A 22628-nucleotide genomic window follows, 5' to 3' on the forward strand; every position below is an offset into this window, starting at 1 on the left:
TTAAAATGCACTTGATTGCTATCAAGTGCATTTTTTATTGCTAAGACCTACACTTGCCAATCAATTGGCGCACTATTTTTTGCCACTAATAATTGATTAATAATTGAAAAATGTTTGCAGCCAAAGAACCCACGATAAGCCGATAACGGCGACGGGTGCGGCCCTGAAAGAATATGATGCTGAGGTGAGGTTATCCAGCGGCCTTTTTTTATCGCGTGAGCGCCCCACAGCACAAATATAATAGGTTCAATTTGTTGATTAAGGCATTGCATTACTTGGTCAGTAAAATGCTCCCAGCCCGCTTTTGAGTGCGAATGAGCCTTACTTTCTTCAACGGTTAATACCGTATTAAGCAATAACACCCCTTGTTTAGCCCAAGCCGTTAGGTTGCCATGTTCGGGAATGATAAAACCACTGATATCTTGCTTAAGCTCTTTGTAGATATTTACCAAAGAAGGCGGCGTTTTCACTCCAGCTTGTACCGAAAAACATAAACCGTGAGCTTGCCCTGCCCCATGATAAGGATCTTGCCCTAATACAACCACTTTTACCTGCTTCAATGGCGTTAGTTCAAAAGCTGCAAAGGTCTCATTTTCTGGAGGGTATATCACCTTGCCTTGCTGGCGCTCTGTCGCTAAAAAATTCATTAATTCAAGATAATAGCCTTGCTGTTGTTGCTCATTAAACAGCTGCTGCCAATTCGCATATTTCATCTCATACCTACCTATAACCCCTAAACCAATCTACAATTATTTAACAACACATTACTAAAGATGCCTAAATGCAAATTGAAAAGCTCAAAATAACTCAAACTGGGTTTACGCTTATTGAACTGGTTGTCGTCATTATTATACTGGCTATTTTAGCCGTCATCGCTTTGCCTAAGTTTATCAACCTTCAACAAGATGCGCATGTGGCAAATGTAAAAGCCACTGGCGGCAGCTTCGCAACCGGTATCAGCCTCGCGCATATAAAATGGGCTGCGTTAGGCCATTCAGGCCCTGCTGATAATCTGCCAATATTTGAAAATGCCGGTACTGATGGCCAATTAGATATTAATGAGTGGGGATATCCAGCACAAAACTGGCCTCCGTTTGAGCCATCACCAAGGCTAAACAACGTCGCTGATTGTATATCGGTATGGGAAACCGTACTACAAGATGCCCCCAGTGTTTCCACCACTGCCGATGAAAACGTATCAGATTACCAAGCCACCTATATAAATCCTGATCAATGTCGCTATTTTTATAACTCTCTAACGACTTTATCTATTTACTATGACTCTCGAAATGGTCAAGTGATCACTGACTCTGACCCAGACAGTTAAAATGACGTTATTGCTTAATAATTGGATCGAATCCGCAAACTCAATGGTTTTTTACCTGAATTTAAGTTTTAAAGTGGGTAAACTAATTGCAATTAAACCAGTACTAAAAAGTGGAAAATATGTCAGAAGAAAAAACTGAAACAACAATGTACCAAATTGCTGATCAATTTATCGCGCTAGCAAACCAACTTAGCCAGCAAGAAAACGATATTGGCAAAGTCGGTACTGCCCTTCGCTTTGCTGCAGCACGTTACAATGCATTTGAAGCTGCAATTAAGTCTTCAAATTTAGAAGCTGAAAAAGATAATGCCTTAGAGTGGTTTTCTGAGGAGTTCAAAGGAATGTTAAGTGAAAACTTAAATGACCATATAAAGAACCCACCAGGAAGCCAGCAGGCATCAGAAGAGGACGTTGTAGAGAAAGACGATTCAGTACAAGTATTTAAGAACTAACAACTGCTTTAACCAAAAAAAGCCATCGCAAGATGGCTTTTTTGTTCTCTCTATCTGTAATAAATACTATTTAAAATAGATTTATCAACACCCGAACTGCCAGCAAGATAAGTACCACACCCGATAACTTATCAATCAATGCCGCTTTGTTTCGTAACCGATTTAAGATCGGCCCATGGGATAACACCACGGCAATAAGGGTGTACCAAAGCCCATCAACAACCAAGGGCGTTAGCACAATAACGGTTTGACCTGCCATGGTTTCAGCTGCAAGCACAAACTGACTAAATAATGCTAAAAAGAATAATAAAATCTTTGGGTTAAATAATGATATCGCTAAACCGTCTCTTGCAGCCTCAAGTAAAGATGCTGGCACTCCTGCTTGTAGCTTTTGCTCCATACCACCTTTAGAGTTTAGTGCTTGAAACCCCATCCAGGCCAAATAAAGCGCCCCCAGAATCGCAATACCGTTAAACACAATTGGCGACTTTTCTAGCACCACTGCAAGCCCTAATAAGGTCACCAAAGCATAAACACCAATACCTATTGAATGTGCCCAGGCACAAACAACACCATGTAATCGCCCACCAGATAAAGTATGTTTTAACACCATAGCTAAACTAGGACCTGGAGACATGGCCCCTAAACAACAGATAGCCAATAGACCTAACCACGTACTAAACGCCATTTTATTTCCCAAATCATTAATGAGTGAATATTCTTACAATTAAATACAGATGATTATATTCATTTAATTATCTGCAGTTTAATAAAGGCGTAACGTTACCATGAATGACCACTGACAACATGGGTTTAACCTCAAATTAAGTAAAACTTGATATAGTCGCCTATATCTTCTGCATAATTAACTGAGAACACATCCTATGGCCTTATTGCTGCCAATATTACTTGGATTACTACTAACCGGTATCGGTTTACTGATTATCCTAAAAATAAAAGGGAATAATATTCCTACTGCGATCATCGTGTTACTTAGTTTTATGACCTTATGTTTTGGCGGGGTGTATGCTTTTTTACAAAAAGATGAAGATTACAATGCTTATAAACGCTTGCAGTGGCAAACGCTTAACCCAAGCCAAATAGCGCCTTTAGTTGAGCAAGGCTATACTGTATTTGTGGATGTATACGCGGACTGGTGCTTGCCTTGTCGAACCAACCAAGCCAATGTCACCCATAGAGAAAAAGTCGTTAATGTACTTACTGCAGATAATATCATTTTAATGCAAGGCAATTGGACTGAACCTAATGCACTTATCGAAACCTATGTAACCAATGAAGGCGGCATGGGTACGCCATTCAATAAAGTTTACGGCCCTAAGTACCCACAAGGGGTTAAGCTGCCAACAGTGCTCACCATTGAATCATTGTTTGATACTTTAGATGCGGTTAACTGATTCGATTAGTGTTTAGCAAGTTCAACTCAATAAATTTATCGCAAAAAAAAGACTGCAGATGCAGTCTTTCTTGTTCAAGTTAAACGCTTAAAAGCTGTAAGTTAACTTACCGTAGTAGAAGCCACCGTTATAATCGAATGGACCACTTTCATAGTAAACTGCACCTAGAGCACCTAAAGTACCGTCTTTAAGCTTTTGAGCTTCTTGGTCGAAGATATTATTCGCACCCACTGAAATAGTTAATGCATCAACTACCGTATAACTCACTTCAAGGTCAACAGTGAAAGCAGAATCTGCCGTTTCAGAACCCCAATCAGACGTATCATCAGCATGGGTTGCATAGTATTCACCAAAGTAATTACCACGTAACGATACGTTTAAATCGTCCCAGGTTTGATTCCACGTTAAGGTCGCACGATGAGCAGGAATACCATCTTCTAAACGACGCACTTTACCTTCGTCAGTAGTATCTGGATCAAACTTATCAACGTTTGTATCCGTCCAGCCATAGGCAAGACTGAACATTGAGTCACCAGACATCAGCTCTGTTTCATACGAACCCACAATATCAATACCTTGAGTTGTAGTATCAAAGTCATTGGTATAATAAGTAACCGCCGAAATTAACTCAGGAAACTCTACTCCCGCAGCTCTTAACGCATCATAATCATCCGCTTGTACTTCAATTTGACTTGACTGCGCCAGACGACCTGTCACTTCAATATTGTAGTAATCAACCGTTAAGAAAAAGTCTTCATACTCAAATACCGTACCTAACGCATAGCTGATGGATTCTTCCGGTTCTAAAACTTCACCACCATAAAATGCCGCTAATGGATCCGTTGGTGGAGCAATAAATGTCTGGATCAAATCACCGTTTACAATCGAGGTTTGAGTGTTAACCACATTCTCTTGACCGACTGTTGGCGCTCTAAACCCAGTGCTGTGTGAGCCACGAATTGACAAGTAATCATTCACTGAGTATTGGGTTGAAATCTTATAATTTAAGGTATCGCCGAAAGTAGAAAAGTCCTCATAACGCAGCGCTAAACCCAATAACCAATCATCAGTTAAATACGCTTCAACATCGGCATAAATACCAATATTGGTTCGAGAGTTTTTACCCGCAGCTTCAGGACCAAAACCTTTAAAGCCATGGGAACCAATATTGAAACCTTGATCTGCGTATGGGCCAGCTAACCAAGAAGCTTCTTCACCTTGAGTAATTTCAAATGACTCTTCACGCCACTCAAAACCCGTTGCAAAGCTAATATCTTCAATTGAGCCAATGGTGAAATAACGCGAGAAGTCGAGGTTGACTGTGGTTTCAACTTGCTCGTAAGCACCGGTATCAAAATCAGTTTGAGTATCTTCAGGGTTAGCCACTAAACCTAAAGAAGGGTTAAGCGAGTTCCTTAAGCTAAAACTTGCTTTGTTGGCACCGGTACCTGCACTGGCATCATAAGCCCACTCACCAAATTCGCCTTCAAAACCTAAGAAGAAAGACATATCTTCAATGGTCCCAGCAAATTGAGGGGTATAACCACCTGGGCGCACTTGGTTCATTGAGAAACAGTTAGGATCTGCAACCATTGCTGCATATTCAGGGGTATCAAGTACATTAGGTACATTTGCAGGCACAACATCACATGTTGATGGATCGCCATTTACTGCCCCCACTAGCAAGGTTTCGCCGCCATCAAGGGAGTAAACATTGCCACGGTTATGGGGGTTACGGTAATAGAAGCCACCCACAGCATCTCTTGACGATACGTTACCAAATGCATAAAGGCTGTGCTTGTCATTAAAGTCAAAGCCAAGATTCGCAAATACAGTGTAATCATCTTTAATTTCTGGGTTACCCCATATTTGGGCAGGATCATTAACGAATGTGTTTCCTCCCGCAATTAAACCCGCAGCATCAGGGCGCTGTACACTGCGACTGGTTGCATCAGCAGTTTTGTATTGCGCACTAATATTAACGAAGCCAGCATCTGTTAACGGCAATCCGATGTTGCCATCCACGGTTGTCGTTGCACCATCACCTTCATAATATTCACCGTGAGAAACAGAGACAGAGCCACCTTCAGCGCTATCTTTTAATTGGAAGTTCATTACACCTGCAATGGCATCAGAACCATATTGCGCCGCGGCGCCATCACGCAGCACTTCAACTTGCTTTAACGCAATACTTGGAATCACCGAAATGTCAGGCCCTTGAGCACCATCATTTATGCCACCTCCTTGGAATGCAATGACAGACGCACGATGACGTCGCTTACCATTAACAAGGATTAAAGTACTGTCTGAAGGCAATCCACGTAAATTGACTGGGCGTACAAGGGTTGCAGCATCACTAATCGGCTGAGCGCGCGAGTTAAATGATGGTACTGAGGTGACCAACATATCAATCATGTCGGTAGAGCCATTCTTCCTTAAATCATCAGCGCTAATGATATCGATAGGTACAGGGGACTCACCCACTGAACGAGGTGCAGCGCGGCTACCTACAACAGCAATTTTTTCTACATTGTCTGCAACTTCTTCCGCAGCTGCGACTTGAGTAGACATGACTGAACCAGTCAATGCTACTGTAATTGCGAGGCTTAATGAGCTAAAGCCAAACTTGGTTGTTTTCTTTAGATTGGTCATCATGTGGTCTCTTTATTTATTATATTTTTGCTTGTGACTCATTTTTATTCATAAACATATGATTAAAAATCGTCTCTCCCAAAATGAAATACATCATCTCGGTTACATTTCTATAACAAATGCAAGCTAATTGCGAACAATTTCGATTACCTCTCAAAATAATCTACGCATTTCGAGGTAATAACAGAGTAAAAGACTAAAACACTAACTAAATGAATAGCAAGGCAGTTGATAACGCTGACCTTATACTTACAAACCAATTAACCATGAGGCTCAAGAACACCTTTCTAGTTCAAAAAACCATCAAAACTGAACGAATAGATAATGCTAACCATCAGCCATTATAGAGCAAAAACTCCATACTTTTTAATACTATAATTTTACAAAGCTATAGAATGTTGTTGACCTGTTAACTAAAACCACTCTAATCTAAACGCCTGTTTGAAATGCAGCAAAAAAAACAACAAAGGGGATAAGCATGGGGTATGACGCAGATAAAGAACTCAATCTACAACAATATGATTCATTGGTAGATTTGATCGAACAAACTTGCCAACGTTATGGGGATAATGTGGCTTATGCTTGTTTGGGGAAACAAACCACCTTTAAAGAACTCGAACTCGCTTCACGTCAGTTTGCCGCCTACATGCAAAACCATAGTCAGCTAAAACCTGGGGATCGCATCGCGATTCAGTTGCCAAATATCACTCAATTTGTGATTGCCGCATACGGTGCAATTCGTGCGGGGCTAATCATAGTCAACACTAACCCGCTGTATACTGAACGTGAGCTAATCCATCAGTTTAATGATTCCGGCGCAAAAGCCTTGGTGGTGTTATCTGACTTATTACCCACATTAAATAATATAGTTGCGAAAACTGATATTGAATTAGTCATCAGCACCCATGCACTGGATTTAATTAATCCTCAGCCTCAAGCCGACACCCCTTTTGCAAAAGTCGAATTTAACCACATGCTCGCCTTAGGTGAACAATCAAGCTTTAGTCCTTACAAACCTCAGCAAGAAGATCTAGCCGCGCTGCAATACACTGGCGGCACCACGGGCTTATCAAAAGGTGCCATGCTAAGTCATCGCAATATGTTGGCTAACTCAGGCCAAGTAAAATCGCGTATTGCCAGCACTATGACTGAAGGCAAGGACATTTTTGTCGCACCGTTACCGATTTATCATATCTATGCCTTTATGGTGAATTTAGTCCTGTATTTTGAATCTGGCAGCTGCTCAGTGCTAATCCCTAACCCACGCGATATTGCAGGCTTAATAAAGACTATGGCCAGTTATCCGTTTACTGGCTTTGCAGGGCTTAATACTTTATTTGTTGGCCTATGCCACCAACCAGAATTTCAAGCATTGGATTTTAGTAAGTTAACCATTACGCTCTCTGGCGGCACAGCACTGACAAGTGCTGCGGCAAATATTTGGCAAAAAACTACTGGCAGTATGATATCTGAGGGTTATGGCTTATCAGAAACCGCCCCGGTAGTGAGCTTAAATGCGCCGGGTTACCAAAAGTTAGGCACTATTGGTAAACCTGTATTGGCCACCGAGGTTAAAATATTAGATATAAACGATGAAGAAGTGCCATTAGGTGAAGCTGGCGAACTTGCAGTTAAAGGCCCACAAGTGATGCAAGGCTATTGGCAAAAGCCTGAAGAAACCGCCAAAGTCATGACCCGTAACGGTTATTTTAAAACCGGCGATATTGCAGTCGCTACTGAAGATGGTTTTCACAAAATAGTCGATCGCAAAAAAGACATGATTATCGTTTCAGGTTTTAATGTTTATCCCAATGAAGTGGAAGATATTTTATCCCAAAACGAATTAGTGCTTGAGTGCGCGGTAGTCGGTGTCGAAGATGAAAAATCCGGTGAAGCAGTTAAAGCAGTGATCGTTTTAAAAGATCCCTCAATTGATGAAGCGCAAACCAAACAGCAAATTTCAGATTATTGCCGCAGCCAATTAACAGCCTATAAAATTCCACGCATTATTGAGTTTACCGAGCAACTGCCGAAAAGCACTGTGGGTAAAATCTTACGCCGCGAGTTAAGAAAGTAGCAGTCCACGGTATATGATTTAAAAGAAATATCATTCGTAACAACATCAAAAATGCCTTCACAATTGAAGGCATTTTTTTATCGCTGGCTAAACTGAAAATAGTCAGCGCTAAGCAGATTCTTGCCCTATGTCAATGTCAGCGAGTAATTGCAAGCTGGCAAACGCGTTATAAATTTCACTTGTATGCATTAGCTCTTGGTGTGTGCCCACAGCAACGACTTGGCCTTTTTCTAACACCACAATTCTGTCGGCATTAATCACTGTGGCTAATCGATGGGCAATGATCAAGGTGGTTCTGCCCTGCATCAGATTATCTAAACCTTGCTTTACATACACTTCACTCACCGCATCTAGGGCACTGGTGGCTTCATCTAATAATAGAATAGGTCTGTCTGCCAATATGGCTCTGGCAATGGCAATGCGCTGTTTTTGACCACCTGAGAGCTTAACGCCTCTCTCACCTAAATAGGTATGATAGCCGTCAGGTAACTCATTAATAAATTCATCAGCTTTAGCTGTTTTACAAGCGTTAATAACCTCATCTTCGCTGGCATCAACCCGGCCATAGCGAACATTTTCAAGTACGTTAGTGGCGAAAATAACTGAGTCTTGTGGCACTAATGCATACTGCTCGCGTAATTGGTTTAAGCTCAACTGCGAGATATCAAATCCATCTAACTTAACAGCGCCTGAGCGAGGTTGATAAAAACGTAGCAGCAATTCAAATAAGGTACTTTTACCGGCGCCGCTTTCTCCTACCAACGCAACTCTTTCACCCGCCTTAATCTGTAAATCAATGCCTTTAATGACATCATCGGCAACACTAGGGTAAGCAAAACGTAACTGCTCTAGACTCAGTTGGCCTTTAACCTCATCAGGTAGCATCTGAGGCGTTGTAACTTGTGGTAAATCAATAGGAGTGTTCACTAACTCAACTAATCGCTCTGCAGCGCCTGAGGCGCGCTGAATTTCACTGAACACTTCACTAATGGTGGCCACTGCACCTGCTGCCATTACCGCATAAAACATAAAGGCGGATAATTCACCAGCGGTAATATTTTGCGCCATCACATCTTGCGCCCCAACCCACAGCACCAAGGCAATAGCGGCAATACTTAAAAACATTACTGAAGATATTAAAATAGAGCGATAGAGAATACGGCTTTTAGCCGCGGTCATCACAGCTTCAACTTGCTCATTGAACACGTAGCGATCTTTACTTTCATGGCCGTAGGCTTGCACGGTATGAATTTCATGGAGGGTTTCATCGATATACGCCCCCAGATCGCCCACTTTATCTTGGCTGGTACGTGAATACTGACGCACTTTTTTACCAAGAAAAATAACCGGAACAAACACCATAGGCACAGCCAGTAACACTAAGCCCGTTAACTTAATACTGGTCAGCGCCATCATCACTATAGCGCCGAGCACGGTAACACTTGAGCGAAACGCCATCGACAAACTACTGCCCACCACACTTTGCAATAACGTGCTGTCAGCGGTAAAGCGTGAAATCACTTCACCAGTGCGCTGCTCGGCAAAAAATGCCGGCGATAATGACAATAAATGGTTATATACTTTCAAGCGAATATCAGCGATAACCCGCTCACCTAGCCAAGTCATTAAGTAAAAGCGACAAAAGACCGCCGTGCCACTTACTGCGGTTATCACTAATATAAACAAGACGATTTCATTGAGCCGGCCAGCGTTATCAGCCACAAAGCCTTCATCGACCATCATCTTCACTCCTTGGCCTAATGATAACCAAGCAAATGAGCCGATAAATAAAAAGATAATTGCCGCTACCACTCTCATTCGATAAGGCTTAAGAAATGTCATAATCCACGGCAATACTGGAAATGCTTGTTTAGACGATGGCTTTTGTTCAAGTGGCTGTGAAGGCGAGTCAGTAGTCAAAATAGATACCAATAAAAACTAAGTAGCCAAATAGTACCAATAAACAATCAAGCAGATGAAGATAAATATAGCATTGACAATACTGAGCCAATTATTGAACTCAGCATTGTTGCAAAATGGTGCAGGGTTTTACTATTGCTTGCAGTAAAACAAAACAGTAGATTAGCTCAAGCTGTTACTGTCGATGGTTTTCAGTGAGCGTAAAAATATCCCTAAGCCGCCAACACTCAGCACTAAGATAACAATTAATTCGAACGCGCTCATTTGGGTAAAGCGAAAATTAATTGAGCTAATCACGCCGAAGATAAGCGCAACCAGTGAGCCAAAGGTTAGGATCCAGCCGAAAATATTTTTGGCATTGTAAAACATCAAACCTACTCCAAACATAAATGGGATCATGATCATGCCACTGGTCAGGTTCATACCGCCCATTCTGTATAGACTATGCCCCATACCAAATGAACTGGTGATTTTAATGGCATTCAGTAGCATATAAAAACCACCGCACATCATAATCAAACCAATAAAAAATGACCCAATTCCACCTGACGTTCCACCTGCACCTTTCATACAATTCCTTTGTAAATGTTAATGTTATTAGCGCGTTGAGCTTAATCTATTGCCTATGTAATCTAGCATCAGTCACCTTGGCGCTGCAAACCTTATCAGCCTATGTCGAACAAATACGCCACAGGGCAATTTGGGTGTAAGGCGTCATCATTCTAGATATGGCGATTAAACGGGGCGATTAACTGCAGATAAGCCCTGAGTTCCTCTCGCACAATAAACGCTTATCTGCGATAATTATCGGCTATTTTGATGATGTTGATGACAGGTAATTATAATGACGGCAAACCAATTCTCATGTGAAGGAATTGAGTTAACACTTTTTCGCTATCCAAAGCAGCAAGAGTCCAACCTGCAAGCTTGGGATGCCGCCGATGAACACCTGATAAAACATATTATTGAGTCAAGCCAGATTCAGTCAAACACGAGCCCAGTTAATACCGCCATCATTAATGATAATTTTGGGGCGCTGCAATGCGGCCTTGTTGCGATTGAGCCAAGCTGGCCTTTATTTGTGGAAACCGACGCGAAAACCAGTTTACTGGGGGCTGAGTTAAACTTAGCAGCCAATCAACTGCCATCAGATAATATCCAGCGTTTTCATAGCCGTGAGCTATTACCTGACACCTTGCAGCTAGTGTTAATGAAGCTGCCAAAAAACCTCAGTTATTTTGCTCATCAATTGCAGCGCTTATCTCAGGTTTTACCAAAAGGTACTCAGGTACTCATTGGCGCTAAAGCAAAAACCATCAATAAAGCGATTTTAGCCGTCATTGAGAAAAATTTAGGCGCTGCTAATGCTAGCTTAACTTGGAAGAAAACCCGCGTAATCACTTGTATTGCTGACGGTAATAAACGCCAACTTCCACAAGCTGTCAACTGGCCTGTTGATGAGTTATCACTTAACATCAGTAACTTAAGCAATGTATTTGCCGCTAACAAGCTCGATATTGGTGCTCGTATCATGCTAGATAACTTGCCAGAAGGTGAGTTTAATACCGTTATAGATCTTGGTTGTGGTAATGGTATTTTAGGCCTGCGAGCCGGACAACTTTACCCGCAAGCAACTATCCACTTTGTAGACGACTCAGAAATGGCCGTTGCATCGAGTCGTCACAATTGGCAAGCAAATGGCTTTGCTCGTGAAAAAGCGCAGTTTCATTGGGATGATTGTTTAACCCACTTAGATGCTGAAATGGTGGCTGATTTGGTGTTGTGTAACCCTCCTTTTCACCAGGGGGAAGCAATAACCGATCACATTGCATGGCAGATGTTTGTTGATGCCCGTAAACGTTTAGCCCCTGGCGGCATGTTACAAGTCGTGGGCAATCGGCATTTGGCTTACCATGTAAAATTGAAGCGTTTATTTAAAAACTGCAACACTGTGGCGTCAAATGGTAAGTTTGTTATTTTACAAGCAATTAAGTAAACCCTGCCAGACTCAACCTTTGTTCAAGCTTCGATTAAGCCTTTAACTTAAAGGCTTAATCGCGCTAACAGTTAAACGACTCATTGTGGCTAATCAGTGCAGTTAATCTGTGCCGCTAATCTGTGTTAGTCATATCAGGCCCTAGTTTCAATACTTCTCCCCCACAGATACTTTACTCGGCCGAGTCAAAACAGTTAACCGCCAAGACGAGCATTACCACTTAAGTTGTTACTCATGTAAGTTTATTACCAGCTGTAACAATCGAGCTTACCATAACGGCTAATGATCGAAGACTGGCTATAAAATAAAGCGCCTAATAAATCGATATTGATATGACACCCTATAGCAAATTATAACGCTATTAACTAACCCGAGACGCTATTATTCAAGCTAATAAGCTGCCACCAGCCCCTAAATAAAAGCTTAGATAAGGCAATTGAATTGGTAATAACAACAGAAAAAATTGGTATACCAATAGACCAGCTAGATGATCTTCGTAACCAACGCCAAAAATACAAACAAATATCATTCTCAGAAAATTTGTTACAATTTAGTAATAAAAAAACTTTTAAGATAGTAAGGTAATTACATGCTTTTTAAGCACCTATCATCACTTTTTCACTGTAAATCAATAAAAGCTTATCCCGAAGGTTTAATATAATGTCCAATAAACTGACAATCCTTGTTAATTGATAAGGTAAAATATCACCAGGGTTAGACTCTAGACCAACTCGGCTTAAGTCATTAAATTAGTGATTTGAATTAGCGATTTGAATTAGCGATAAGAGTTAAAAAGACAACCTTTAACCGCAGCCCTTGCTTTGGCCGCTGATTTTGTACAAAAAAACAAACAGAATTCTCTACAACCATAAAAAAAGGACGCTTAGCGTCCTTTAAAGTGTGTATTGATGGTTAACTTAATCTGTTAACCAAGTTATCAATTGAATATAAATCACGCTTCTCACTGTTTTTACGTTTCACTTCTTCAAGTGATTTAGCCTCAACAGTATCAAACAATACATTAATCAAGCGATTAAAGTGTTTGTGCATAGCTGCACGCGCCTCTGAAGCATCTGCTGCAGCGAGAGCCTCATAAATGGCAGTATGTTCATCTAAGGTCTTCTGGTTGTCTTTACTACAAACGCTATCGTAGTCGTCAATAATTTTTGGACTTGATGCCCGCAATGCCCACAAGCTTTCAAACATTTTTATTAATGCACCGTTACGAGTGGAGTTAGCAATGATGTTATGAAACATTTGATCTGCTTCTTCTACATAAGACTTATTTTCCATCATAACCAACGTCTTATTTAACTCTACCAATTCTTCTTCGGTAATAGTATTTGCAGCAAGTGCCGCTATCTCACCTTCAACAAGTGCTCTAGCCTGGGTTAATTCAAAGGCGTTTATTTTGTTTTTTAGCTGGGACTGATTGACTGATTGTAAGACGTAAACACCCGAACCCGTTTTAACTTCAATTTTCTCTCGCACTTCCAGTGCAATAATCGCCTCACGAATGGTTGGACGGCTAACATCAAACTTTTCAGCTAGCTCCCTTTCTGGAGGTAAACGACTACCAGGTACATATTCGCCGCGAGTAATAGACGCTTCAATCTCTTCTACGATGCGCCAAAACATACGTCTATTTTTCATGTTTGGTCCTTCAATATTTTAAAAAATAACAATTTGCATAACCTACATCATATCGATTTAGTCATTCAACGCAAAGCCTATTTATCAGTTTAGATTGCAATTCAGCAATCATACAAGCAGTAATTATTGTCACTTTAATGTTATTGGTAATAACAATAAAGTAAAGTTAATTTAATATTGGTAACACAAAATGGTTGACACGCACCATGACCATTGGTTAGTTTCTATGCAGCGAAAGGTTGTATTTAAAGATCATGTTTAAAGGATTGTGTTCGCATTTAAATACAATATTTTATCTGGGGAGATAAACGTGAAACTTAATAAAATAAGCGACGCATTAAGGTTAAGTAAGCTTAACTGGCAGCCAAAATATTGTGCCTGATGCAAATCTATTTGGTTTCTCACCACAAGTGGCATCTGCGTCAGTGTATTGGGAAGGTGATTGGGCTGCATTGCCAGTGCTTTATAAGTACCGTGAGTCCTATTTCCAACCTAATAACTTGCCGTTTCCAGATTGTTCAAACCGTTATGTGCAAGACTCTGATTACTTATCTGTATCACTTAAAGCGCTAAACCTGCTAGACGAGCCACAAATCATGACTCGTGGTAATGACACCACAGTTTCTGACTACTCTCGTTCAGGGCCTAAGTATTTCCTTGGCGCGAAAGTTAAGTTTTAATCCGCATTAGAAACTTAGCATTGCCACTCCTACCCCACTATTGAGCTAGGAGTTTATTTACGATTAAAACAACACTAAAACTCAGTATAAAAATAACAATGAGCGTACTAATGCAATATCAATATTTACCTAGCAAGGATAAAAACTTAAAACATATTGCTCTTATGCTGTGTCTATCGGCATTAAGCCCTTTCTTATCGCTCAATGCAGCCACTTACACAGTGAAGACGCCTGTGGAATATAACCAAACAATAAAAAATATTGTCGCAGGTGATGAAATCATCTTGGCTGACGGTATTTGGCAAGACTTTGAAATCAACTTTAGCGGTCAAGGCACAAAAGCGGCCCCCATCACACTGTCAGCGCAAACCAAAGGCAAAGTCATATTATCAGGCCAATCTAATTTGCGTTTATCTGGCCAGTATTTACATGTAAGCGGCTTAGTATTTAAAAATGGCTACAGTCCAAGCCGTGAAGTGATTGCCTTTAGAAGCAGTGATGATGATTTTGCTAATCATTCGCGAGTATCTGAAGTGGTCATCGACAACTTCAATAAGCCAGAGCGATTTGATTCTGATCAGTGGGTGGCGCTGTATGGTAAAAATAACCGCTTCGACCACAATCATTTAGTGGGTAAGCGTAATAAAGGCGTGACCTTAACGGTGCGATTAAAATCGCCGTTAAGTCAGCAAAATAATCATCAGATTGATCATAACTACTTTGGTCCTCGGCCAACCTTGGGATCCAATGGCGGTGAAACAATCCGCATTGGCACTAGCCATCATTCCATGTCGGCATCGCAAACTGTCATCGAAAATAACTACTTTGACCGCTGTGATGGCGAAGTAGAAATCATCTCCGTTAAGTCCGGCAACAACACCATTCGTAACAACACCTTTTTTGCATCCCGCGGCACCTTAACCCTACGTCATGGTAATGCTAACCAAATAAGCAGCAATGTATTTTTAGGTAATGGCGTAGAGCACACTGGCGGCGTTCGGGTGATCAATCGCGATCAAATCGTCACCAACAACTACTTTGAAGGCTTAACGGGTTATCGCTTTGGCAGTGGCTTCACCATTATGAATGGCGTACCTAACTCGCCTTTAAATCGTTATCACCAAGTGGTTAATGCCAATATTAATCACAACAGTTTTATTGATGTAAACCATATTCATTTAGCTGCAGGTAGTGATGCTGAACGCTCTGCTGCGCCGCTAGAAACTAAGTTTTCAAAAAACCTGTTAGTTAATCGCAATCAACTATCACCATTCGCCATATTTGATGATATTTCAGGGATAAGCTTTACTAACAACGTTTCTAATAAGCTTAACAATAACAGCATTACTCAAGGCATTGATGCGCAATCGATTAAACTCGTGCGGGCTGAAAATGGCCTGTTATATCCAAGCAATAACGCCTTAAGCGCCTATGGCATATCGACCTCACTCACTCCCACTTTAAAAAACGCAACTGGCGTGAGTTGGTATCCGAAAACAGAACCAGAAATCGCCTTTGATTCAGGTAACCAAATCGCAGTTTCAACCGCGCAAGAGCTTAAGCAAGCCGTTAACCATGCAAGCGCTGGCGATGTTATCGCACTCAATAACGGCGAATATCAGCTTGAACAAGTGTTACTTATCAATAAGCCGCTCACCATCAAGGCACGAGTAAAGCAACAAGCCAAACTGAGTTTTAGCCAATCCAGCCTATTTGAAATTCAAAATAACGGCAGTTTAAAGCTCGATGGTTTAGTCATTAGCGGTAAAAATAGTACCAATATTGCAGGTAACGATATTGCAGCTAACGATGTTGCAGAAAACAGTGTGGTAAAAACCACCAGCTCCGGCATGTTAACCAATTATCGATTCAGCTTATTAAATAGTGAAATCAAACAACTTGATAACCAGCCTTCATTTCACTTTTTTGACTCAGGTGCGCGAGCTTTTGCCAATAATATTGTCATTAGCAATAATCACTTTATCAATATCAGCGGTGATATTTTAAGGCTCAATAAAGAGACTGATGATAAAGGCATTTATAACGCTGAGTATGTACAAGTAAACAACAATCAGTTTGAGCATATTCAAGGCTCACTGGTTAATTTATATCGCGGCGGTAAAGACGAAAGTACCTTCGGCCCTCACCTTACTTTTGTGAATAATCACATCAATCAGGTTGGCCTTGGAAAACGTAATCCCTTCAAAGCCAGCTTATACCTTCATGGCGTGCAAGTGACCGATATGGCTAATAATCAATTTACTGACAGTGCCGCAGTCAAAATAGAACACACCACAGGTGACCCCGTCACTCAACTCAGTCATAACCAATTTACTCATACGCTACTACCAACCATTAGCGCGCTTTATGAAAACCCTAAATTTATCCATAAAAACCAATAACTAAAAATAAGCAGTAGGAGTCACAATGAAACAGAGCGAACATTTTTCATTTGGAAATGAAACAGAAATTGAAGACATTGGCGGCGGTTTAAAGCGTCAAATGCTTGGGTTTAATCAAGAGCTAATGGCAGTAAAAATTTGGTTTGAGAAAGGCGCCATTGGTTACAATCATGCCCACAGACACTCACAAGTTTCATACGTTGTGGAAGGTGAATTTCACTTTAATATCGATGGCGTCACTAAAATTCTAAGAGCGGGTGATAGCTGTATGATCCCGCCTCATGCAGACCATGGGGCCACTTGCCCAACTGGCGGTATTTTAATTGATACCTTTAGTCCCGCAAGAGAAGATTTCATTGAGGGACTAAAATGAAAATAAGAAACTTACGCTGGTGGGTGATTCTACTCATCGCATTAGCTACGGTAATTAATTATATCGACCGTTCAGCGCTAAGCGTGCTTTGGCCTGATATTGTTGAAGATATATTCCCTAATGAAACCGCACTAGAGCGCAAACAGATCTATGCCAATATTTCTATTGTATTCATATTATCTTATGCCTTTGGTCAGGCGATATTTGGTAAAATATTTGACTGGATTGGTACCCGACTAGGCTTTGTGCTCTCAATTGGGGTGTGGTCGATTGCAACAGCTGCGCATGCATTCGCACAAGGCATGCTGAGCTTCAGTATCTTTAGAGCAATTCTGGGTCTGGCTGAGGCTGGTAACTGGCCAGGCGCAGCTAAAAGTAATGCTGATTGGTTTCCTACAAAAGAGCGTGCTTTAGCTCAAGGCATTTTTAACTCAGGCGCTGCGATTGGCGGCATTATATCGATTCCACTTATCGCTTATATGACCGTTTATTTTAGCTGGCAAATGGTCTTCGTTGTCATTGGTTTGGTTGGTTTATTATGGTTAATCCCTTGGATTATCTTAGTTAAAGCACCGCCTAAGTCTCACCCTTGGATTACCGAGGAGGAGCGACAATACATTTTAACAGGTCAGAAATGCACTAACGCTGACGATGAAGTTGATGCAAAAGAATATAACCCGACCACCACAGAGCTACTTTCTCATAAGCAAAGTTGGGGAGTGATTATTGCGTCTGCAGCAATCGATCCTATCTGGTGGTTGTTTGTTTTCTGGATCCCTATTTACCTCAATGAAGTGTACGCCATGGATGTTAAGTCTATTGGGATATACGGCTGGGTGCCTTATGTGGGAGCAATGCTTGGGGCATGGTTTGGTGGCTTACTGGCACAAAACCGTTTAAAAGCAGGTTGGGATACCAATAAAACCCGTAAGCTGACGATTACCTTAGGTTGTTTGATTATGTTGCCATCGCTTTTATCTATGGCAAACCCAGGTGGGCCAACGACCGCGGTAATGATCATGGCGGTGATCTTGTTCGGCTTTCAAACGGCTATTGGTAATGTACAAACACTGCCCAGTGATTTATTTGGGAAAAAAGCTGTGGGTACACTAGCAGGGGTTTCAGGAATGGCTGCCAAGCTAGGGGCATTAGGGTTAACAGCGTTAGTGCCCTATTTAACGGCTGACGGTAACTACACGCCAGCATTTGTTATTGGTGCATCTTTAGCTCTCATTGCCATTGCTGCGGTGTGGATATTGATCCCCAGAATTGAGCCTGTTAGCCCCAAAAGCAAATAGCCTCAGCTCAAGATAGATTAACAACGATTTAGCATTACATTATCTAGCAATAAACCTTATGTTCTGAGCAAACATAAAGTGACTAGTTAATTGTCGCTGGGGCTGAACCCAAATAGCCCTTTTTTATTTGGTGAGACCTACTTTTCATGTACTCAACCCCTTCCGAGTATCTGTTAAGTAGGTTAAACCTTCGTTATTGGCTATTACCTTTAGTGATTATGATACTCTTCGCTCAAGGTTTTTACGCTATCAACCTTAGTATTGAGCTTCAAATCAACTTGAGCCGGCGGCGACAATAACACCGCTAATCTTTGCTTTAATGTTAACCCCGCCATAGTCACTTCCTTAAACATGTCTCGCCACTCAGCAAAGCTCACGATTATAGGATTAAAACTATTAACCGGCTTGGTAATACCATAAATCACCGTGTCATTTTCAGGCTCAAAGGTGTTAAATAACTTATCCCAAATGATCAGCACGCCTGCATAATTTTTATCAATATATTGTGGGTTACGGCCATGGTGCACCCGATGATGTGACGGCGTATTAAAAATAAGCTCAAGCGGGCCAAGAGATTTAATCGCTTGGGTATGCACAAAAAACTGTAACCCCAAATTAAGCAGTACTACAAATACCACCCAATTGGGGTCAAACCCAATCACCACCAATGGCAGCCAAAACAGCCACATTCCCGCTAAGGGGTACATCAAACTCTGCCTAAAAGCAGTGCTGAAATTCATATTTTCAGAGCTATGGTGAACAACATGAGCCGCCCACATCCAGCGCACACGGTGGCTTGCGCGGTGAAACCAGTAATAACAGAAATCTTGGGCGATCATCAACGCAATAAAACTGCCAATTCCCATTTGAATATCAAGTAGCTTCCAATCAAATACCATCAGGTATAATTTTGCGATAAATAATCCGGCTAAAATGTCAGTTAGTTGATGCATTGCGGCAAGGCAAAAATTACACGCAACTTCCATAGGGGCGTACTTGGCTGATTCGGGTAACTTATTGGCTCTAGTGCCTAGATACCACTCCAGTAAAATGCACAGGAAAAATAGCGGCGCCAGCACCAGTAGCAAGATCTCGGGGTGAGTGATCAGTGTATTCAAATCCATTGAAAACCTTCTTTATTTTTTATTATTGTATTTTATGAATCTATTTATAAATGCATTAACCCATTGGCGCTAACAGGCTTAGGTTCATTACCACTTTGCAAAATGATCTTCGGTTAATCCAAGTTGATTTTGTAACTGATGCACTCGGCCATTATTGTCGGTTATCTGGCCACTAAAATAACCAATATACTGCCTGAAATTACTTTTAAGAAACCCAAGGTTAATCTTCTCACTGCGACACTTTAATGCGCGAAAGCTTAAATCAATTTGGTTGTCGCCCCCGGTGATGTACCAATCATCGTCACTGCGCTGGCGATTAAACTCAAACCTTACCGCTGGCATAAAATGGCGTTCACCATTAATCCATAACACGTTCTCAGTGGCGCCTGTTTCATTAACGCCCGCGGCTAAGTTAAGCCCCAACACACCAGACTCTACTTGAGTATTGATTGACGCCCAGCGCCAGCTGGTTTCTCGGCGCATGTATCCGGCAGAAAAATCATAACTCGCTAAAGCCTGATTCAGCGGCTGCGGTTCATCATTGACCGTTAAACTGCCTGATACTTTTAAACCATTGTGTTTTTGGGTATAGGTCCAACCGTTATAGCCGGTTGGCGTGCATAAACTCATCGGCAAACTTAACATGGGCGCTGTTAATGTAAGCTCAGCCTGAATATTGTCTGCGGCGATATATAACTGCCAGACACCGTCTTTAATAACAAATTCAATCTGAGATTGGCGATGCTTAATGCGCGACTGACCATTTTTAGGTGACTGAGACAGTGACATACCCAGCGCTAACGGTTTTAAGGTTTGCGTCTGTGTTAAGCGATTTTTTTCTATGTCATAGAGGTAACAAAAACTGCTGCCAACATAGCGAATATCGGCAATAGCCACCCCAATGATATAACGAGGGGTAGTAATATTAATAAATTGAAATTGCTTAAAATCGACATGTTTTGCAAACCATGAACTGGGCTTATCCATGTCAGTAAAGTAACTAAATTGCTTAACACCAAGATCTGCGACAATGCCATCAAAATGCCCATATATAGGTTGGCCGTCATTTTTAATTAACGATTCTGGCGCTAATGCCGAAGTGGGTTGTCGATGATGTAAAGCCATTTAGCATCCAATGAATAATATGATTAGACTCTAACCTCTATACTTTCAGGGCTAAAGTCAATGGTTTGTTACCATGGGATATCACCACTAATCTCTCATCATCATGGCGAAATAATCCAGACTAATAAATGAACCAGTGAAACTGATTAACTCAGGTTATTGGGCTGGCAAGGCAGTAAAAATCTGTTATTCTGAGGCCATCATTTTTTACCGTTTTGTGACATGAAATCATTACCTTTGTTGTTATGCAGCTCGTTATTTCTTTCAGCTTGCGCCAGTTACACCCCGACCCATATTGCGCTTAACCCCAGTGTCCCCCAACCACTGAATCAAATCGACCAATATGCCACTGTTGCGGTAAACACCATTGATGTCCGCAAAGCTAACTTTATTGTTCGCTTTAATAAAGAAGGTGAAGCAGCAGAATTAATTAGCCCAAGTGAACCTATCAGGCAGCAACTGGACAATGTATTTAAGCAAGCCATGACCAAGGCGGGCTATCAAGTTGACCCTGCAGCGACCAATTCGGCTGAATTTCAATTAGATTATTTACTGACAGATGTCACCGAGTCGACTTTCGGTTTTGAGGCAAAGACGACATTAACCATCAATGTGGTCGCTAAAAATCAAACCCAAGAATTTACTAAGATATATAACGCTAAAGGTTTATTAAAGGGCCCATTTAGCCCAGATTACGCCACCCTTGAGCTGGATATGAATAAGCTCATCGATGAACTGACCAGCAAAATTATTAATGATGCTGAACTGCACCATTTCTTACAACAATAACCCAGGAAGAAGCCATGCTTAAGTGGATGTTAGCCAGCGTACTTGCATTATCAACCATGGTTGCTCAAGCAGCCGTGGATATTCAGCCCGATACGCTTTACCCAAAAGTTGAGTTTGATACCAGCATGGGCAAGGTCGTGGTTGAGCTAGATAGAACCCGTGCGCCACTCACTGTGGATAATTTTTTGACCTATGTGGTCAAAGGCGATTATGACAATACGATTTTTCATCGCGTCATTGCCGATTTTGTGGTTCAAGGTGGCGGATTAACCTCGGAGTTTGAAGAACTTCCATCGCTAGACCCTATCGTTAATGAATCCGGTAATGGTTTATCCAATGCTATGGGCACCATTGCTATGGCTCGCGATAACGACCCCCACTCTGCCACGCGTCAGTTTTACTTCAATGTAGGCGATAATAAAAACCTCAATCCTTCCAAGCGCCGTTGGGGTTATGCGGTATTTGGCGAAGTCGTAGAAGGAATGGCAGTACTGGAAGCCATGTCATATGTTCCAACTGGCCATAATGCCCAACTCAATTGGCCTGATGTGCCCGTTAAAGAAGTGAAATTGAATAAAGCGACACTACTGAAACGATAAACCTTATAAATTTCATGGTTATAGGTGACTCATTTACGTTACGTAAATTCATCAATTATTTAAAAAAGCGGCGTTAAATATACATTTAACGCCGCTTTTTTGTAGTTTTTTACAATGCCTAGCGATGATTATCTAGTCATAAATACTGAATTTCATTTTACTTTGTAAATCCGAGTGAATGTTCAAGATAACCAACTATACTTTAGTCTATCTTGTAACAAACCTTATTGGTCAATAAATGGAATTATAAGGACGCTTCTCATGCCAATTAAGATAACAACGCCAAAGACGATGACGCCCAATGATTTTATAGAAACCAAAGCCCCTCAACTGGCGTATTATGGAAAAGCCTTCTTAGATAACCAACTAGATCACCATGAAATCAAGCTCTACATGTGGGATGTATTGGAAGAGTGGCAAGCCGTCGACTTAGATAACCCTCCTGAAACTATGACTCCAACTGATACTGAAAAAGTATTTTGGCATTTATTGCACTGTTTTCATGAATGGCCAGCAATGGTTATCCGCGGTAATCAATATTTACGTCAACAAGTTCACGATTGCTGTGATTACATTAATAGCGGTGGTGAAGTACCTCAAGGTTGTGTTGGCATTAGACCCACTATGTAGTGGGTCTTTTTAGTTACAACACAGCTTGTTATAAGCGCTATGCTAATTACTTTTTTATTATTTGAATCATCAATATAACCAATGCTCACTCATAGCAGCGTTGAGCTTAAACTCAT

At 41.3% G+C, this 22628-nt stretch carries 20 protein-coding genes; 12 read left to right on the plus strand and 8 right to left on the minus strand.

Annotated features, from left to right (window positions below; all coding sequences use genetic code 11):
* Window positions 1–47: 47 nt before the first annotated feature.
* Entirely contained in the window at window positions 48–713 is a 666-nt protein-coding gene (ung, locus tag Q4546_RS01680; protein WP_303445562.1) for a uracil-DNA glycosylase, read from the minus strand.
* A 68-nt stretch (window positions 714–781) separates the two neighbouring features.
* Here ung and Q4546_RS01685 point away from each other — a divergent pair, with 68 nt between their 5' ends.
* Entirely contained in the window at window positions 782–1327 is a 546-nt protein-coding gene (locus Q4546_RS01685; protein WP_102438873.1) for a prepilin-type N-terminal cleavage/methylation domain-containing protein, read from the plus strand.
* Window positions 1328–1446: 119 nt separating this feature from the next.
* Window positions 1447–1779, plus strand: a complete 333-nt coding sequence (locus Q4546_RS01690) for a DUF3144 domain-containing protein (RefSeq protein ID WP_303413759.1) — start codon at window positions 1447–1449, stop codon at window positions 1777–1779.
* Between the two features lie 70 nt (window positions 1780–1849).
* Here the strand turns inward: Q4546_RS01690 and Q4546_RS01695 are convergent, their stop codons facing one another.
* On the minus strand, window positions 1850–2467 hold the full coding sequence (locus tag Q4546_RS01695) for a LysE family translocator (RefSeq protein WP_102438877.1): 618 nt from the start codon (window positions 2465–2467) through the stop codon (window positions 1850–1852).
* A gap of 196 nt (window positions 2468–2663) precedes the next feature.
* On the opposite strand from Q4546_RS01695, the gene Q4546_RS01700 reads away from it, so the two are divergent.
* Complete coding sequence (locus tag Q4546_RS01700; protein ID WP_102519357.1) at window positions 2664–3194, plus strand: thioredoxin family protein; 531 nt, start codon at window positions 2664–2666, stop codon at window positions 3192–3194.
* 87 nt (window positions 3195–3281) lie between these two features.
* On the opposite strand, the gene Q4546_RS01705 is transcribed toward Q4546_RS01700, so the two are convergent.
* Window positions 3282–5849, minus strand: a complete 2568-nt coding sequence (locus Q4546_RS01705; protein ID WP_303445563.1) for a TonB-dependent siderophore receptor — start codon at window positions 5847–5849, stop codon at window positions 3282–3284.
* A 475-nt stretch (window positions 5850–6324) separates the two neighbouring features.
* Between Q4546_RS01705 and Q4546_RS01710 the strand changes: the two genes are divergently transcribed.
* Window positions 6325–7923 (plus strand): AMP-binding protein, encoded by a 1599-nt coding sequence (locus Q4546_RS01710; RefSeq protein ID WP_303445564.1) that lies wholly within the window; start codon window positions 6325–6327, stop codon window positions 7921–7923.
* 108 nt (window positions 7924–8031) lie between these two features.
* On the opposite strand, the gene Q4546_RS01715 is transcribed toward Q4546_RS01710, so the two are convergent.
* On the minus strand, window positions 8032–9777 hold the full coding sequence (locus Q4546_RS01715) for an ABC transporter transmembrane domain-containing protein (RefSeq protein WP_277870005.1): 1746 nt from the start codon (window positions 9775–9777) through the stop codon (window positions 8032–8034).
* A gap of 228 nt (window positions 9778–10005) precedes the next feature.
* Window positions 10006–10413, minus strand: a complete 408-nt coding sequence (locus tag Q4546_RS01720; protein ID WP_102475573.1) for a hypothetical protein — start codon at window positions 10411–10413, stop codon at window positions 10006–10008.
* Window positions 10414–10687: 274 nt separating this feature from the next.
* Here Q4546_RS01720 and Q4546_RS01725 point away from each other — a divergent pair, with 274 nt between their 5' ends.
* Window positions 10688–11839, plus strand: a complete 1152-nt coding sequence (locus tag Q4546_RS01725; RefSeq protein ID WP_102532196.1) for a methyltransferase — start codon at window positions 10688–10690, stop codon at window positions 11837–11839.
* 912 nt (window positions 11840–12751) lie between these two features.
* On the opposite strand, the gene Q4546_RS01730 is transcribed toward Q4546_RS01725, so the two are convergent.
* Window positions 12752–13492 (minus strand): FadR/GntR family transcriptional regulator, encoded by a 741-nt coding sequence (locus Q4546_RS01730; protein ID WP_102519360.1) that lies wholly within the window; start codon window positions 13490–13492, stop codon window positions 12752–12754.
* A 374-nt stretch (window positions 13493–13866) separates the two neighbouring features.
* On the opposite strand from Q4546_RS01730, the gene Q4546_RS01735 reads away from it, so the two are divergent.
* The 4 genes from Q4546_RS01735 to Q4546_RS01750 all read left to right on the plus strand — a co-directional run bounded on the left by Q4546_RS01735 (window position 13867) and on the right by Q4546_RS01750 (window position 18245).
* Window positions 13867–14172 carry a hypothetical protein gene (locus Q4546_RS01735; protein ID WP_102475576.1) on the plus strand — a complete coding sequence of 102 codons (306 nt, stop codon included), beginning with the start codon at window positions 13867–13869 and terminating at the stop codon, window positions 14170–14172.
* A 110-nt stretch (window positions 14173–14282) separates the two neighbouring features.
* Window positions 14283–16574, plus strand: a complete 2292-nt coding sequence (locus tag Q4546_RS01740) for a polysaccharide lyase 6 family protein (protein WP_303445565.1) — start codon at window positions 14283–14285, stop codon at window positions 16572–16574.
* A 25-nt stretch (window positions 16575–16599) separates the two neighbouring features.
* Window positions 16600–16947 (plus strand): cupin domain-containing protein, encoded by a 348-nt coding sequence (locus Q4546_RS01745; protein ID WP_102438895.1) that lies wholly within the window; start codon window positions 16600–16602, stop codon window positions 16945–16947.
* Window positions 16944–18245 carry an MFS transporter gene (locus Q4546_RS01750; protein WP_102475577.1) on the plus strand — a complete coding sequence of 434 codons (1302 nt, stop codon included), beginning with the start codon at window positions 16944–16946 and terminating at the stop codon, window positions 18243–18245. The genes Q4546_RS01745 and Q4546_RS01750 overlap by 4 nt, the downstream gene beginning before the upstream one ends.
* A 209-nt stretch (window positions 18246–18454) precedes the next feature.
* On the opposite strand, the gene Q4546_RS01755 is transcribed toward Q4546_RS01750, so the two are convergent.
* Together Q4546_RS01755 and Q4546_RS01760 are read right to left on the minus strand one after the other, a co-directional pair.
* Complete coding sequence (locus Q4546_RS01755) at window positions 18455–19369, minus strand: sterol desaturase family protein (protein ID WP_303445566.1); 915 nt, start codon at window positions 19367–19369, stop codon at window positions 18455–18457.
* A gap of 87 nt (window positions 19370–19456) precedes the next feature.
* Entirely contained in the window at window positions 19457–20494 is a 1038-nt protein-coding gene (locus tag Q4546_RS01760; RefSeq protein ID WP_102438901.1) for a DUF2804 domain-containing protein, read from the minus strand.
* Window positions 20495–20716: 222 nt separating this feature from the next.
* Between Q4546_RS01760 and Q4546_RS01765 the strand changes: the two genes are divergently transcribed.
* The 3 genes from Q4546_RS01765 (at window position 20717) to Q4546_RS01775 (ending at window position 22512) form a co-directional block, all read left to right on the plus strand.
* Window positions 20717–21283 (plus strand): YajG family lipoprotein, encoded by a 567-nt coding sequence (locus Q4546_RS01765; protein ID WP_102438903.1) that lies wholly within the window; start codon window positions 20717–20719, stop codon window positions 21281–21283.
* Between the two features lie 14 nt (window positions 21284–21297).
* On the plus strand, window positions 21298–21882 hold the full coding sequence (locus Q4546_RS01770) for a peptidylprolyl isomerase (RefSeq protein ID WP_102475580.1): 585 nt from the start codon (window positions 21298–21300) through the stop codon (window positions 21880–21882).
* A gap of 291 nt (window positions 21883–22173) precedes the next feature.
* Complete coding sequence (locus tag Q4546_RS01775; RefSeq protein WP_102439155.1) at window positions 22174–22512, plus strand: hypothetical protein; 339 nt, start codon at window positions 22174–22176, stop codon at window positions 22510–22512.
* Window positions 22513–22628: the final 116 nt, after the last annotated feature.

It is taken from the genome of Shewanella sp. 4_MG-2023, from assembly GCF_030548015.1.
Taxonomy (GTDB): Bacteria; Pseudomonadota; Gammaproteobacteria; order Enterobacterales; family Shewanellaceae; genus Shewanella.